Below are 14,703 nucleotides of genomic sequence, written 5' to 3'. Positions count from 1 at the left end.
CCCGAGTCCGCTACGTGCCCGCCGACCGGATCTGACTCTCCACCCTTCCCGGCTGCTCCCACGCAAACACCGGCGCCACGTATTCGCAGTCACGCCGACCACGCTGCCGGCCCGGCACCGCCAACTCATTACGCGGAAGCGGCCCTCGCGGCGCCGCAGTGGATGTTCCCTCCGCACCGCCACCCCGGCAGACCGTCCAGCGCACACACCACCTTCCAGCTCATCCTGCGCCTGGCCCGGGATAACAACACCTGAGGCCACCGCCGAATCCAGGGCGAACTCGCCCGCCTGGGCCACCCGATCGCGCCATCCACGATCTGGGAGTTCCTGCACACAGGGCGGACCGAAACGAACCAACTCCGCCAAGAAATAGACGAGTTGAAGCGGTCAAACGAGATCCTGAAAGCCGCCTCCGTGTTTCACGAAGGAAGTCGACCAGCCCCGCGCCGGGCTGACGCGGACAGCCACCAGCCGGACGAGGAACACGGATGCGATTCAAGACCATGATCAGCCGTGGGGCGTCACCCCTCTGTCCGGGGGTTATCAGAACCGCCAGTGGACGGCGACTGCCGTTACTGGCCAGGTGAATCAACGATCTGGACATCGCCGAGCGGGATCACAGGGCCTCATCGCTCCCCTCGAAGACAAGGGCGCGCACGCCCATGTAGGCCCGACGTCGTGGCACTCGCCGGGCGTACCCCCGCCTGCCAGCAGTCGAATGCCACGCCACATGCACACATCGCCCATATTACGAGAAACAGCTAAAATAGGCCCAACTGGCGCATCGAGGAAGGTTCAACCTCATGTCGACTGGGACACTTCTGGCGATCATCATCCCCGTCGTGGTGGTGCTTGCGCTGCTCGCAGTGGCGGGCTCTCTGCTTGTGCGCCGTCGCCGTCTGCGCGAGCGCTTCGGTCCGGAATACGAGCGAACGATCGAGGACGCGGACAGTCGCAGGGCCGGCGAAAGCGAGCTCAGAGCACGCGAGAAACACCACGACTCGCTGGACATCAAGCCCTTGGACACGGGCGTCCGAGACCGATACAGCCGGGACTGGACCAATGTCCAGCAAGAGTTCGTGGACCGGCCCGAGGACGCGGTGCACGATGCGGACCATCTGGTGACTTCCCTGATGCGCGAGCGCGGCTACCCCACCGAGGACTTCGACCAACAGCTCAAGGATCTCTCGGTCGAACACGGGCGCACGTTGGAGCACTATCGGGCAGCCCACGAAATCGACGCACAAAGCACTGAGCACAGGGCGACCACCGAGCAGCTGCGGGGCGCCATGGTGCACTACCGCGCCCTGTTCAACGAGTTGCTCTCCAACGGCGGCGGCCAAGCCCGCCACGCCCGTACCTGAACGACCTCACCCTCGTTAGATGCGGCCATCCACGCGGCCAGCGACGGAGGAGACATGCAGAGCGACGGCAAATCTGACCGATCGAGCGGGCTGTCAACGGAGGACCTCGCCCAGACCCGGGACCGTACCGACCGATCACAGGACGAAGCCGTAGAAGCGCGGACCGAGGCGCCTGCCTTCCCCGGCGAGAGCACCCCCGTTCCGTCGGCCGAACGCTCCGAGACCGAGGACGAGAAAACGGAAACGAACGCACCGGCCGAGGAGGAAGCCACCCAGCTCCTCAGCGCGGAGGACGAGGAAGGCTTCCGCTCACGCTGGCAAGAGATCCAGAGCAAGTTCGTGGATGATCCGCGTGACGCCGTGCATTCCGCTGACACCTTGGTCGCGGACGTCATGCAGACCCTGGCCACGACCTTCGCCGAGCGCAAACAGGAGCTCGAAGAGCAATGGAGCCGAGGCGAGCGGGCGGACACCGAAGACCTGCGCATGGCGCTGCGCCACTATCGGTCCTTCTTCAACCGCCTGCTCACTGCCTGAACAGCTGCGGAGCCCGACTCGGCGGGAACAGCCCAAAGAGGAATCGGAAGCGGACTTGGACCCGCAGGAAGTCGGCCGCCTCAGCGTGTGACCGAGGCACGCAGAACGCGGTGCGAGGCTGTGGATTGACGCCCGCACCGCGTCTCCAGCCCTGACCCGCCAAGGGGCCAGGTGGGGCGAGCGCGTCGCAGCGGAGCCTGATCAGAGTGCCGTGCAGGATGCGGGAAGTGCTGCTTGTCCCCCGCGAGTTGGCAGGAATCACCGGGCGCCGTAGTCCCGGGTAGTGGGAGACACCGCCGGACGCCAGGACGACGCCGTGCCGGGCGCGGCCCCTCGCCCAAGGCGACCGGTCGGCCACAAGGTCACGGACCACGCCAAGCCCCACCCTCGAACCAACCGACGGGAGGCTCCCGTTGGCCGGAGCAGCGATCAGCTTCCCGTGCCCCTGGACAGCAGGTGAACGGCCCGTAGAACGCCATCATCGCCGCGCCATAACAGAAGGCGGGCGGAACTCTGTCGCTGGAGCACGCCAGTTCGTGGACCGACGGCTCGCCGTAGCTGACAGCGGGCTACTGTCCAGGCATGAGCCAAGTGGATCCCCTGGTCAACTTGACCCGGCCCTGAAGGGACCGGGTTTGGAGGTAGCGCCCGACTGGCTGCTGGGTGGGCTCCTCCGTCCAGACACCCTTATGGGGTGGCAGGGACGCGTGACTCACGCCCCGCAGTCCACACAGCCTCGCCCTTGCGGGCGATGTTGTGGGAAGCGTTCCGGTCTGCGTGGGCAACGACCCCGCAGTTCCGGCAGGTGAAGCGGGCCTGGCTTGCCCGGTTCTTCTTGTCGATGTGGCCGCACTCGCAGCACTGCTGCGAGGTGTAGGCGGGATCGACGAAGACCACGTGGACGCCGGCCCTGCGGGCCTTGTAGACGATGAAATCTGCGAGCTGGGCAAAGGCCCAGGAATGGAGTGCGACCCGTTGGGGCTTGCGGAGCCGTACCCTCTGCCGGATTCCCCTGAGTTCTTCCAGGGAGATTCCGGCCGAGGTGCGTTCAGCCTCGGTCACGATCGTCTTGGCGATGATGTGGTTCTGGTTCTTCGCGTGGCGCTGTTCGCGCCGGTTGCGCTTCTTCAACAGCCGCTTCGCGGACTTGGTGCCCTTGGCCTGGAGTTTCCTGCGCAGGTCGAGTTGCCGCTTGCGGTGGCGGTTCAGGCCGCGCCCGGCAGATTTGTGGCCGGTGGATGTGGTGGCGATGTTGGCAATTCCAAGGTCCACCCCGATGAAGTGGCCGGGCTCGTACTGCTCGGCCTCAGCAACGTCGCAGGTCGCGATCAGGTAGAACACGCCGTCGCGTTCGATCAGGTCCGACTCGCCCTGCCGGTGGTCCCGGAGCGTCTTGAGTGCGTCAGACGAGCAGGCGAAGCGGACATTCTTGATGCGCCCGGAGGTTGTCCAGATGCTCACCGTCTGCGCGTCGTACTGCCAGCTCAAACACCGGTCGTCATACGGCTGCGCAGCCCGGGGCCGAAACGTGATCGGCTTGGACTCCGCCTTGCGGCGACGCTGAGAGCCTTCCTTGCCGAGATTCCCGGCACGGATGTTGGCCTTGAGCGTCGTGTAGGCATCGCGGGTCTTCTTGATGATGTGCTGGGCGGCCTGCGCCCCCAGTCCCCGCGCCCGCAGTTCGCCATAAGTGTGCTTGCGCAGCTCGTACTCACGCGGGACACCGTGCTCGAACGCCACCGCCGACACCCAGTTCGCGGCCTCGTTGACCGTGTGCAGCGTCACCGACAGCGCGGCGGCCTGCTCGGCCTGCGGCATCAGCTTCACTTGCACGACGGTCTTCACGCGGGTGATCGTATCGACGTATGTCACCACGCTGGGAGCCAAACCCCCATATTCGCAGGGGTCGCACGGTCGTCCACACCCTCCACACCCACCTGGTCTTCACACCCAAATACCGGCACGGACCGTTCACCGACGAGATCCTCCGGCGCTGCGAGAAAGTCATGCACGCCGTCTGCGCGGACTTCGAAACAGAGCTGGTCGAGTTCAACGGCGAGACCGATCACGTGCACCTGCTGGTGCACTACCCGCCGAAGCTCTCCCCATCCCAGCTGGTCGGCTCCCTCAAAGGCGTCTGTGCCCGCAGGCGCCGGCAGGAGTTTCCCGGACATATCCGCAAGTACCTGTGGGGCGACCACTTCTGGTCGCCCTCGTACTTTGCCGCCTCGTGCGGGGGCGCCCCGCTGTCGATCAACAAGGAGTACATCGACAACCAGAAACGTCCCGGCTGAGGTCAACCGTGCGGACCCCTGGGAACCTGCGGATCACAGCAGTCCAGAGAAGCGCTTCCTCCCGGGCGTGAACGCCCCGGGTTCCGCGCTAAATCCTGCTGAACGGCGGCAAGGTCGTCAGCGTCGGGGCCGCCTTCCCCGAACACGGCGGACTGTTCCGCATCGGACTCGACGAGGTCAGCGGCTGGTTCCTGGGCGAGATTCAGGTCCACGGCTAGGGACGGCCCGGTCCGCACATCCAGTCCGACAGGTAAGACAAGGCATTGAATCGACGGTGCGGCCGCCTCCTCGACGCGCTGAAGCAGCGACCGTCGCATGCACCTTCGGGCCTATGCACTCGCCGTGTGTCAGGTCCTACCGTTCAGGGACGCCTGAGGACTTCGGTGACTTACGGTCCGGCAAAGCGAGCAAGAACCAGTGGTCGGGCAATTCTCCAGTGGCGCTCTTTGTACGTGTGTTGGGCCCGCGACCACCTGGGCGGCGGGTCAGGAGACAAGGCCAGTAGTCAGCCCAATGCATTGCTTCGCCTGCCGGGGGCATTCGGAATGACATGACTGGTGGAGCGGCAGTGGCACGCGGACGCGGGCAGGCCCGACGCGCGGCGAACAGCACGGCAGTCGCAGCGGGAGCCCGGGCGGGCTTCGTCGCCCGCGGAGTCATCTACGGCCTGATCGGCGTCCTCTCCTTGCGGATCGCCTTCTCCAGCAGCAGAGGTGGGCAGGCGGATCGGGGTGGTGCGATCGCCGAGATAGCCCACAGGCCCTTCGGCACCGTACTGCTGTGGCTGCTCGGAACAGCCCTGGCGGGGATGGCCGTGTGGCGGCTGACCGAAGCGGCCGTCGGGCAGGCGGGGCCCGACGGCCGGAAGGCGAGTAAGAGGACGATGGCCGCGGGCCGTTGCCTCTTCTACGGATTTGTCTCGTACTCCGTGCTGTCCTACGCGGCCGGGGACAAGGGCAGTGGAAGCGGAAGTTCTGACAGGAGTTCCCGGGACGTCACGGCGAAGGTACTGGAATGGCCCGGCGGGCAGTGGATCGTCGGAATCGCCGGCGCCGGCGTGGCCGGTATCGGCGTGTGGATCGCCGCCAGGGCACTCATGCGCAAGTTCCAGAAGCGTCTGAGGGTATCCGAGATGTCCAGGAGGGTGCGTAAGGCTGTCGACTTCGTCGGGGTCTTCGGCGGTACGGTCCGTGGCGTCGTCTTCGCTGTCGCGGGTACCTTCGCGATTGCGGCGGCCGTCCAGCACAAGCCCGGCAAAGCCAAGGGCATGGACAACACCCTGCGTTCCTTCGCCGATGTTCCAGCCGGTCGCTGGGTGCTGGCGCTGATAGCGCTCGGTCTCATGGCCTTCGGTGTCTTCTCCTGGGCCAACGCCCGCTGGCGCAAGCTCTGACAGACACGAACGCAGCACACCCGGTACGCGAGGGCGGCGGGGGCGGCGGGATCATCCCGTCGCCCCCGCCGCCTTCCTGCGTTTGAGCCTGGTGTCAGCGCAGCCACTGGTCCTGGTCAGCAGGGCGGTACAGGGTGACCGCCCTGGGTATCTTGTCAAGGACCAAGCGCCGGTAGGTGGCGTCCGTGACCTCGCCGTCGTAGGCGAAGTGCGGTTCGCCTTCCAGGACCTCCAGGTCCAGCCGACGCACCTGCGCTGTCGTCAGCACCCGGGAGTTGTGCAGGGTCCCGGTCAGGACGGCGAGGAGCAGCCGTGTGCGGGCCAGCGGGGTACCGGCCTCCACCGCACGGACGTCGAGGAGCCCGTCGTCGAGCTGGGTGCGGTAGGTCGGGGCGAAACCGGCCGGGTGGTAGATCCCGTTACCCGCGAAGAGCAGCCATATGCTGCGGGGGCGGCCGTTGATGACCACGGAGAGCGGGGTGCCCGTGGCCAGGACCTTCGCCAGGCCCACGGCCAGCGCAGGCCATTTACCGATGCGCTTCTCCATGCGTTCCCTGGCATGGACGAGTTCCGAGTACACCCCGATGCTGAACGTGTTGAGGAAGAGTTGCTGTTCTCCACCGCTCGGGAAGACGCCGGCCGAGTCGTCGGCCGAACCGTCCGGAGCATCCGTCTCGGGGCGCGTGCGGGCGCTCTTGGGTGACGATGCCCGGCCCACGTCGGCGGTGACCGCGTCGCCCGCCCGAATCGCGCGGGCCACATCCTCCAGCGTCTGATTCCCGAGGTCCACGGCGAAATGGTTGAACGTGCCGCCAGGGAAGACAGCCAGGGGAACGTGATGGCGGGCCGCCGTCGCACTGCCCGCGTTGACGGTGCCGTCCCCGCCACACACCCCCAGCGCACCACCGTCGGCGACGGCGCGCGTCGCCGCCTCGTCGAGCAACGCTACGAGGTCGTCGCCCGGCTCGAATACGGTGATCGCTGCCTCGGGAAGCATGGCGCGCAGGGTCTCGGCGGTGTCCTGGTTCCAGGAGATGCCCGACGACGGATTGACCACCAGATGCAGGCCCTTGCCCGCCATGAGCGCCGGAGCCGGCCTGCGGGGAGGAGCTGCGGCGGCCGCAGCCTCCGGCTTCACCGGCCACCAGCGACACGTGAGCAGTGCGGCACCCACGCCTACGATGACGCCGACTGCCGCACGGCCTCGGTGGTCGAGACCTTCACGGCCGCGTACGTAGGTCAGTCCTGCGGCGAACGGCAGCACCGCGAGCCCGTAGCGGGGCGACTCCAGGACAACCCCGGACGCGAAAGCGGCGGCCGACGCCATCGGACTCGAGGGCAGGGAAACGGTCTTCGGGCGGGGAAAGCCAGGGAGCGCGTTCAGGACAGGGCGCGTGTTTCGGACGGCTGGTTTGGCCAGCGCGCGATCGATCGCCACGACGATCGCCACGGAGCCGATGCCGCGTAGCGCGGCCCTGCGGGCATTCCTGCCGCCTGCCATCCCGAGTACGGTAGCGGCGGCCAGCCATACCGCATCGTGCCCCGCAATGCTGCGCAGCAGGTCCGTCGTCGGGTTCCCCCTCACGGCACGACTCCTGGCGAGGGCCCCGGCCAACCGGCTTCCCGTTCCGGGTATCTTCCACAGCCGTCCAGGTCGCTTCATGCGCTCGCTACACCTCTGCACCTAGGGTCCGCTGCGCGCGACCGGACCTGACCGCAGCGCCGCCTCACCCTATCGGCGACGGACTCGACCGTCCGACGAGATGGTTCGGGTACGAGAAGTACGGGGAGATCAGCTGCTCGGTACTGAAGTCTCGGGGTGGGCAGATGGATGGTGGCCTGAAAGGGGCTGTTCACGGCGGCGAGCGCCCCTTGTCGTCGGGAGCGCTCGGCCTGACGGGTGCTGGTTACCTGGCGCGCTTGTGGATACCCGCTCTCCCGTCGGGGCCAGGGCGCGGCGGAAGCCCGGGTCGGTGTAGGCCTCGGCCGCGTGCCCCAGTGCCGTGCCGAAGGAGCGGCCGTCGCCGAACGCCCTGCACCACACCAAGGGGTGATCGCCGCCCATGCCGCCCCCCTCATAGCCGGACTCGTCGATGGTGGCGAGGACGTGTACGCCGGACCGGCTCGGGTTGCTGCGGAACTCGTACCACTCATCGTTCCACCGAGAAGCCCTGACAGCGCCGAACTTCCGGAAACGGGACGCGCGCGTACGCGGAGGCCCTGCGGCGTACGTGCGCGTCCCGGTCTGGCGGTGTACGTGCGCGTCCCGGCCTGGCGGTGGCGGCCGCCGCTGTCCGGTTGAGCCTCGAGACATCATCATGTGGGTCACCTGGCCTCATTCCAGCACCTGCCGTACAGCAGCGCGCCCCGCCTTCCCTTCCCCCTGCGGCCGGCCTCGCTAATCTCTGACAAGCCGTCACTTTTGGTGGGCGCAACCCCCGACACGACGGCAGGGCCGGGCGTCCCCCCACACGCGTGACAGAGGCGCCAGCCAGCCGCAGGTGGACGCGGTGCCGCCTGGCCAAACCGCCAGAACAGCACATGCGTTCCAAGAAATACCCCCTCCTTGCCCCGAACAGCTGGCCCGACGGACCGTTATTCCGAGCACCTGTCCGAGAAGCACGCACACCGAGGAGGCCGTATGCCCCGCCACAACAACACACCTGGCGCGCACACCACGCTCGATTGCCCCGTGTCTGCGCTTCTCGGTCCTCCCCTCCATGGCTGCTGTCCACGTACCTCAGCGCAATCGGCAAGTGCTACCGCGGCGAACGCGGTGTTCTCGGGGGAGACGTCGCAGCCAACCCACCCGGACATCGCGGTACGCGGCACGACCGGAGGGGTGCGCGAGGGGGTGCTCGCGTGAGTGAGCGCTACACGAGCGTCGTCGACGTGCTCATGCTCCCGTACCGCGAGGACGGACGCATGCCGCTGCTGCGCCGCGCGCAGGGTCAGTATGCGGCAGGCCAACTCACCGTTGTGGGCGGCCATTTGGAGGAGGACGAGTCGCCCCTGGAGGGGGCGATCCGGGAAGCCGAGGAGGAGCTGGGCATTCAGATCAGCCAGCGCGACGCGGAGTTCTGCGGCCTCTTCCAGTTCGTCGCTGCCGACGGGACTCGGCGGCTCGGAACGGTCTGGGTCACCCGATCGTGGCAGGGAACTCCGATCAACAACGAGCCCCAGAAGCACGCGGAGTTGCTGTGGGCGGAACCGGGTGATCCGCCCGAGGACTGCCACCCTTACACCCGGGGGGTTCTACGCCACTTCGTCGCAGGCTCGATGTACGGGGTCATCAGCGCCGACCCGACCGTGACCGGTGATGTCACATGAGGGCGCTGCGCCGCCCTCGTATGGCGGAGCCCACGGTGTCAGCCGCGGTGCTTGGGAACCTGTCCACATCGCGCGCCGGGCGCCTGGAGCCGCTGGTCGAGCACGTCGTCACGGTCGAGTACCTGGAGAGCGCGCAGGCAGCCGAGTTGGAGGCGATCGAGGATCCCGCCTACCGCCGACTGCTCGACATCGCCTACGAGAACGGCAGCGGCAAGTCCACCCTCATGAAGATCATTGGAGCTCATCAACCCGCAGTCCGGCTACATGACTTGGGGCGGCACCCCCGTACAGGACCTCGACCGCGCCCGCCTGTTCAAGCGCTTCAGCCAGTTGACCCAGGACTTCCCGCGGTGGCCGTTCACCGCGGCCATGAACGTCCGCATCGGCCGACCGCATCATGCCGGGACGCCAGAAGAGCTGGACACCTCCGTGCAGTACGCCACGGCCTCACCGGTCATCGACAAACTCCCTGCCGGAATGGACACGCTCCCGGCCCGGCAGTTTCGCCGCGGCGGCGAACTGTCCGGCGGAGAGTGGCAGAAGATCGGCTTGGCACGCACGCACTGGCGTACGCAGACCTGCACCGCGCACGGCGTACTCATCGTCGACGAACCGACCTCGGCGCTCGGCCCAGAGAGTGAGACCGAGGCGTTCGACCGCATCCGTGATCTGACCGCCCCCAACCGCGCCGTTGTGCTGGTCACCCACCGAATGTCCGGAGTGCGCCGGGCCGACCTCATCTATGTCCTGCAGAAGGGGCAGGTGATCTAGCAGGGCAGTCACGCCGAGCTGCTCGCAGCCAACGGCCGCTACGCCGCCATGTTCCGCACTCAGGCAGCCCAGTACGAATCCAGGGGCATCGTGCCCAGGCCCGACCAGCCGACCGCCGCCGAATCGAACTGAACGCCCCACCCCGAGGAGCCCCGTGACCTCCGTGCCCACCACCGACATGCCCGCCGACGCCAGCCCCGATCAGCTGCGTACCGCCCTCATCGACCAACTGCTCGCCGACCGCTGGATCCGCACGCCCGCCGTCGAGTCAGCCTTCCGAAAGGTCCCTCGCCACAAATTCGCGCCCGAGGCCGAATTGGCCGACGCCTATGCCAACGACATCGTGGGCGTACGCAAGAACAGTGAGGGACGGGCCACCAGCTCCGTCTCCGCCCCCTGGCTGCAGGCCAACATGCTGGAAACCGCCCGCATCCGCCCCGGCAACCGGGTACTGGAGATCGGCTCGGGCGGCTACAACGCCGCCCTCGCTGCTGAACTCGTCGGCGCCACCGGCACCGTCCTCACGGTCGACATCGACCCCACAGTCACCGACCGCGCAACACGTTTCCTCGCCACCACGGGATATGACCGCGTACACGTCGTCACAGCGGATGCTGCCCATCTGCCGGCCGATGTCGTCCCGGAGACCGGCTTCGACGCTGTGATCGTCACCGTCGAGACCACGGATCTCCCCTGGTTCGACCTCGTCGCGGACGGTGGACGTCTCGTCGCCCCGCTCCGCATCCATGGCTACGTCTGGTCCATCGGCTTCACCAAACGCGACGGCGTGCTCGTCAGCGACGAGCCGCTCACCACGTGCGGCTTCGTGCCGATGCAAGGGGCCGGCGCATGGCACACCCCGTGGCACACCGTGCCCGGCACCGGCGTCCGCCTGGCCTTCGAAGACGGACCGGCGCAGCCCGTGGACCAGCTCGCCGGAGCGTTCGACCACGCCCCGCAACAAGTCCGTACGAACGTCGCCGTCGGCAGTGAAGAGCCCTTCGACGACCTCACGTTGTACCTGTCCGGGGCGCTTCCCGGGTTTTGCCGCCTGTCCGTCGATCCCGACCAGCACAGCGGAGTCCTCGATCCGCCGCCGCCGCGCTGGCCCGGAGCCGCGATCGTGCGCGGCACGGCTCTGGCACGGCTCGTCACCGACCGGATCGGCGACGACGAACGCGGCAAAGGCGTCTACGAGTTCGTCATCCACGGCTACGGCCCCGGCGGCCGGCGGGCCGCCACGGAGATGGCCGAGCAGGTCCTGCACTGGCAGCGTAACCACCGAGCCGCCGCGTGCCCAAAGATCACCGCCGAGCCCCACACCACCGTCTCCCCTACCGACAGCGCGGCGCACCGCGTGAACAAGGAGCACGTGAGGCTGTCGATCGGCTGGCCGATCATCCCCGGTACGGCCGCGCTCCTCACGAACGACCGGGGCGAGTACCTGCTGCACCTGCGCTCGGCGCACAAGCCCATCTGGCGGCCGGGGATGTGGGCCCTCCCCGGCGGCAACACCGAGCGTGGGGAGGGCTGCGACGAGGCCATCGCCCGTGAACTGCGCGAAGAGACCGGCCTCACGATCCCCGACCTGGCCCCGTTCGTCACGTTGGACACGCTCGAGGCCACAGGTGCCTTCAAGGACCGCGTCCGCGTGTACACCGGCACCCTCAATGCGCCGGCTCACGAGATCCGACTCACCGAGGGCATTCAACTGCGCTGGACCCGCCCCGACGAGATGGCCGAGATGGCGTTGGACCCCGGCACCACAGCGGTCCTGCACGAACACCAACAGCACCCGCACCCCCAGTACGCAGACGACACCCTCGCCACCGTGGAGGTCCGTGAACCGGCCGCGCATCGGGACCGGAGCATCATCGGCGCTCACCTCGTCCTGGTCCGCGACGGGAAGGTCCTGCTCGGCAAGCGTCATCCCGACAGCGCCTTCGCCCCCGACACCTGGCATCTGCCTGCCGGGCACCGTGAAGAAGGCGAGTCCACGCGCGCCTGCCTCGTGAGTGAAGTCGGTGAGGAGACCGGCCTGGCCATCAGGGAGAAGGATCTCCGGCTCGCTCACACACTGGACCTTCGCGATCCGGGCAGCAGCATCTCGCGTATGGGACTGTTCTTCTCCGCCTCCCGCTGGGTGGGCGAGCCACGCGTGCTGGAACCGGACCGCTGCACGCAGTGGCGGTGGTGGCCCCTGGATGCCCTGCCCGAGTCGCTCGTCGAGTACACCCGCGTGGTGCTCGCGGCCATCGCCCGCGGTGAGACGTACTCCGAAATGGGCTGGCGCTGACCCCGGTTCACCACCGTGTTCGCAGAAGGGTGTGTCCCCTTGTTCACCACGCAGGACGACTGGAATCGCGGCTACGCCGACGGACGCCGCTACCGGAACCTGGACGATGCCGAGCGGACCTGGCTCGCCCAGCAGGTGCCCGCTCCGCCAACGGGCAGGGCCCTCGACGTGGGGTGCGGAGTGGGCGAGCTCGCCGCGTTCCTGGTCTCGTCGGGCTACTCCGTGGACGCCGCTGACTGGGCCGAGCACGCTCTCGCCGAGGGCGCGGCAAACCACCCCGAGGTGGAACGGTGGCTGAAACTCGATGTCGAGCGCGACGACTGGGGACAGCTGCACGCGTCCGGGTACGACCTGATCACCCTCCGGCTCGTAGCCGCATTCCTGGAAGGCCGTACGCGGATTCTGCGCGACCTTGGGCACCGTCTGCGTCCCGGCGGCGCCCTTGTCGTCATCACTCCGCTCGCTGCCGAAACTCCGGCAGAGCGCCGCGGCATCGCTCTCGACGAGGACGAACTGCGCGAACTGGGGGCCGACTGGGCGCGCGTCGAACGCACGGACGTCGCCGGCTTGGCACTCCTCGTCCTGCGGCGTGCGCCCCTCGCGGTGGCGCCCCAGGACACGATGCCCGGTGGTACGGGACGGGAACACCACCTCGGCCTCCGGGAGCGGTACTACGCGCAGATGGCGTCCGGCCGCAAGACCGTGGAGATCCGGGTGAACACGCCGCGGAAGGCCGACATCCGCGTTGACGATGCCCTCATCTTCCACGGCGAGGATTCCGGCCGTGAGCTCGACGCCATCGCCCAACGCATCACCCGATACGCGTCGTTCGAGGAGCTGCTGAACACCGAAGACCCCTCACGGATCGATCCTGATGCCACCCGTGAGGAACAGCTTCTCAACCTGCGCCAGATCTATCCGCCCGAGAAGGAGGCACTGGGGCCACTCGCGATCGAGTTCGACCACCGGCCGGCGCGTGCGGGGCACCCTATGCCGATGCCCGCCGAGGAGTACGTGCAGACACTGCCTCACCACACGGTGTACGCGTGCCTGTACGTGCGCGACGAGCACGACCGTCCGGTGCAGCTGCGCTCGGTGTACGGCAGGCGGCTCTGGCAGTTCCCCGGCGGTAACACAGACGCCAACGAGGATCCCCTGGAGACCGCACGCCGCGAGGCGGTGGAGGAGACCGGACTCCGCCTCGGCCGGGGTCGGCCCCGCTTGCTGTTGTCGCACTACATCCACCCTGGCCCCCGCCGCCCGATGGGCAAGATCGGTTTCATCTTCGACGGAGGAACCCTCACCTCCGAGCAGCTTCGGCAGATTCACCTCGATCCGACCGAGCACGATCTGTGGGCGGTCCACGACCTTGACAACTGGCGGCACCTGATGGGCGAGGGACCGTACGCCCGCCTGGAGGCCGTCGAGCGGGCTCGGACCGGCCACGGACCGCAGTACCTCGTCACCAACCGCACCTGAAGCCCGACCACATACCCCAGGAGTCGTCATGTCCGTTGAAGCCCGCAACGAGCAAGCCTGGACCGAGTACGGCCAACGCCAGCTCGACCGCGGCCACATGCCACCCGTGCCCGAGGCCATCATGTGGGCTCCGTGGGAAGGCGTCGGACCGGGCAGCGAGATTCTCGGCGACCTCGCCGGCAAGCGGGTGCTGGACATCGGATCCGGTGCCGGCCACCACGCCGTCCATCTGGCCCGCGCCCACGGCGCCCGCGTCACCGCGATCGAACTGTCCGCCACCCAGCACGCCCGCGCCACCCGCCACTACGGCGCCGAAACAGGTGTCGACTGGGTGCACGGGGACGTCATCGGACACCTGCGAACGGCGGCCGAGCCGTACGAGGCCGCGTACGCGATCGGCAGTCTCGCGTACCTCGATCCGCACGTATCGCTGCCCGCCCTCCGTGACGCCCTGGCCACGGGCGCCCCCCTGGTCTTCTCTGTCCTCCACACCGACCTGCACGGCCACGGGCCGTCCACCACCGTCGCACCGCGCGAGCAGCAGCTCCTCCTACGCAAGGCGCCGGCTATCCCCGTCGACATGTTCGTCCTCGTCCCGCACCTGTGGGAAGACCTGCTGACCTCGTACGGCTTCCAGGTCGACGTCATGAACCTGCTGACCGCACCCGCAGCGGACAACCTGGTAGTCCATCAGCTCATCCGTGCGCGGCGGCTACCGGATCGGCGTACACGGATCTCCAGTCGGCCACGCACCCGACGGCCTCCTGCCCCGCATGCGGCGGTCGGCGTGGGCGCCATCGTCCTCGGCGAACAGGGCCACCGCCTCGGCACCATCGAGCTGCCCGGCGGCACCCTGGAAGCCGGCGAAGCCCCGGAGCAGACGGTCGTGCGCGAACTCGCCGAGGAGACCGGACTGAGCGCACGCCCCGAGGACGTCATCCTCCTGGGCACACTCGTCGATCACGTCGGCGATGTCGTACGTGTCACCATCGGCGCCGTCGTCACCACCTGGGAGGGCGAGCCCGCCACGCAGCCGGACGAAAGCGTCGGCGACTGGAACTGGTGGCCGCTCGACGATCTACCCTCCGAGTTGTTCGAGTGCAGCGCGCAAATCCTCACGGCATGGAGCCCCGGCCTGCCCATCGACCACCCCCCGGCCCACTTCACCCCCTACGCCCACCGCACGACGCCGTCGTCCGACCCGAGAGCCGCGGGTGCATGAGCCGGTCCGTGAACACG

At 68.0% G+C, this 14,703-nt stretch carries 12 protein-coding genes and 2 pseudogenes; 9 read left to right on the top strand and 5 right to left on the bottom strand.

The features are described from left to right. Window positions 1–454 precede the first annotated feature (454 nt). Window positions 455–589, bottom strand: a pseudogene (locus tag ACWFR4_RS43820) (IS5/IS1182 family transposase); the annotation flags it as partial. Window positions 590–803: 214 nt separating this feature from the next. On the opposite strand from ACWFR4_RS43820, the gene ACWFR4_RS43815 reads away from it, so the two are divergent. Together ACWFR4_RS43815 and ACWFR4_RS43810 are read left to right on the top strand one after the other, a co-directional pair. Continuing rightward, window positions 804–1,364 (top strand): hypothetical protein, encoded by a 561-nt coding sequence (locus tag ACWFR4_RS43815; protein ID WP_453657074.1) that lies wholly within the window; start codon window positions 804–806, stop codon window positions 1,362–1,364. Between the two features lie 54 nt (window positions 1,365–1,418). Then, complete coding sequence (locus tag ACWFR4_RS43810) at window positions 1,419–1,901, top strand: hypothetical protein (RefSeq protein WP_453657072.1); 483 nt, start codon at window positions 1,419–1,421, stop codon at window positions 1,899–1,901. A 687-nt stretch (window positions 1,902–2,588) separates the two neighbouring features. Here the strand turns inward: ACWFR4_RS43810 and ACWFR4_RS43805 are convergent. Next, window positions 2,589–3,746: an RNA-guided endonuclease InsQ/TnpB family protein gene (locus ACWFR4_RS43805; RefSeq protein WP_453657070.1), complete on the bottom strand. Its 1,158-nt coding sequence runs from the start codon at window positions 3,744–3,746 to the stop codon at window positions 2,589–2,591. A gap of 20 nt (window positions 3,747–3,766) precedes the next feature. On the opposite strand from ACWFR4_RS43805, the gene tnpA reads away from it, so the two are divergent. After that, window positions 3,767–4,195, top strand: a complete 429-nt coding sequence (tnpA, locus tag ACWFR4_RS43800; protein ID WP_453657068.1) for an IS200/IS605 family transposase — start codon at window positions 3,767–3,769, stop codon at window positions 4,193–4,195. Window positions 4,196–4,745: 550 nt separating this feature from the next. After that, window positions 4,746–5,588, top strand: a complete 843-nt coding sequence (locus ACWFR4_RS43795) for a DUF1206 domain-containing protein (RefSeq protein ID WP_453657066.1) — start codon at window positions 4,746–4,748, stop codon at window positions 5,586–5,588. Window positions 5,589–5,682: 94 nt separating this feature from the next. Here the strand turns inward: ACWFR4_RS43795 and ACWFR4_RS43790 are convergent, their stop codons facing one another. Both ACWFR4_RS43790 and ACWFR4_RS43785 read right to left on the bottom strand, forming a co-directional pair. Beyond that, a complete protein-coding gene (locus tag ACWFR4_RS43790; RefSeq protein ID WP_453657064.1) occupies window positions 5,683–7,173 on the bottom strand; it encodes a diacylglycerol/lipid kinase family protein in 1,491 nt (496 codons plus the stop codon). A gap of 363 nt (window positions 7,174–7,536) precedes the next feature. Beyond that, window positions 7,537–7,749 (bottom strand): annotated as a pseudogene (locus ACWFR4_RS43785) (ThuA domain-containing protein); the annotation flags it as partial. A gap of 701 nt (window positions 7,750–8,450) precedes the next feature. Between ACWFR4_RS43785 and ACWFR4_RS43780 the strand changes: the two are divergent. After that, window positions 8,451–8,918, top strand: a complete 468-nt coding sequence (locus ACWFR4_RS43780; protein ID WP_453657062.1) for an NUDIX domain-containing protein — start codon at window positions 8,451–8,453, stop codon at window positions 8,916–8,918. A 38-nt stretch (window positions 8,919–8,956) separates the two neighbouring features. Here ACWFR4_RS43780 and ACWFR4_RS43775 read toward each other — a convergent pair whose 3' ends face one another. After that, a complete protein-coding gene (locus ACWFR4_RS43775) occupies window positions 8,957–9,163 on the bottom strand; it encodes a hypothetical protein (protein ID WP_453657060.1) in 207 nt (68 codons plus the stop codon). Here ACWFR4_RS43775 and ACWFR4_RS43770 point away from each other — a divergent pair. From ACWFR4_RS43770 to ACWFR4_RS43755, 4 genes are all read left to right on the top strand, one after another. Then, complete coding sequence (locus ACWFR4_RS43770; RefSeq protein WP_453657058.1) at window positions 9,153–9,689, top strand: ATP-binding cassette domain-containing protein; 537 nt, start codon at window positions 9,153–9,155, stop codon at window positions 9,687–9,689. The two genes, ACWFR4_RS43775 and ACWFR4_RS43770, sit on opposite strands and share 11 nt — an antisense overlap. Before the next feature lie 154 nt (window positions 9,690–9,843). Then, window positions 9,844–11,985, top strand: coding sequence for a methyltransferase, FxLD system (gene fxlM / locus ACWFR4_RS43765; protein ID WP_453657056.1), 2,142 nt, complete (start codon window positions 9,844–9,846; stop codon window positions 11,983–11,985). A 39-nt stretch (window positions 11,986–12,024) separates the two neighbouring features. Next, window positions 12,025–13,464, top strand: a complete 1,440-nt coding sequence (locus ACWFR4_RS43760; protein ID WP_453657054.1) for an NUDIX domain-containing protein — start codon at window positions 12,025–12,027, stop codon at window positions 13,462–13,464. Window positions 13,465–13,492: 28 nt separating this feature from the next. Then, window positions 13,493–14,686, top strand: coding sequence for a bifunctional class I SAM-dependent methyltransferase/NUDIX hydrolase (locus ACWFR4_RS43755; RefSeq protein ID WP_453657052.1), 1,194 nt, complete (start codon window positions 13,493–13,495; stop codon window positions 14,684–14,686). The last annotated feature ends 17 nt before the right edge of the window (window positions 14,687–14,703 follow it).

It is taken from the genome of Streptomyces sp. NPDC055140 (assembly GCF_053607285.1).
The sequence above is the reverse complement of the archived record's forward strand: the minus strand, read 5'-3'. Positions and strand labels throughout refer to the sequence as shown.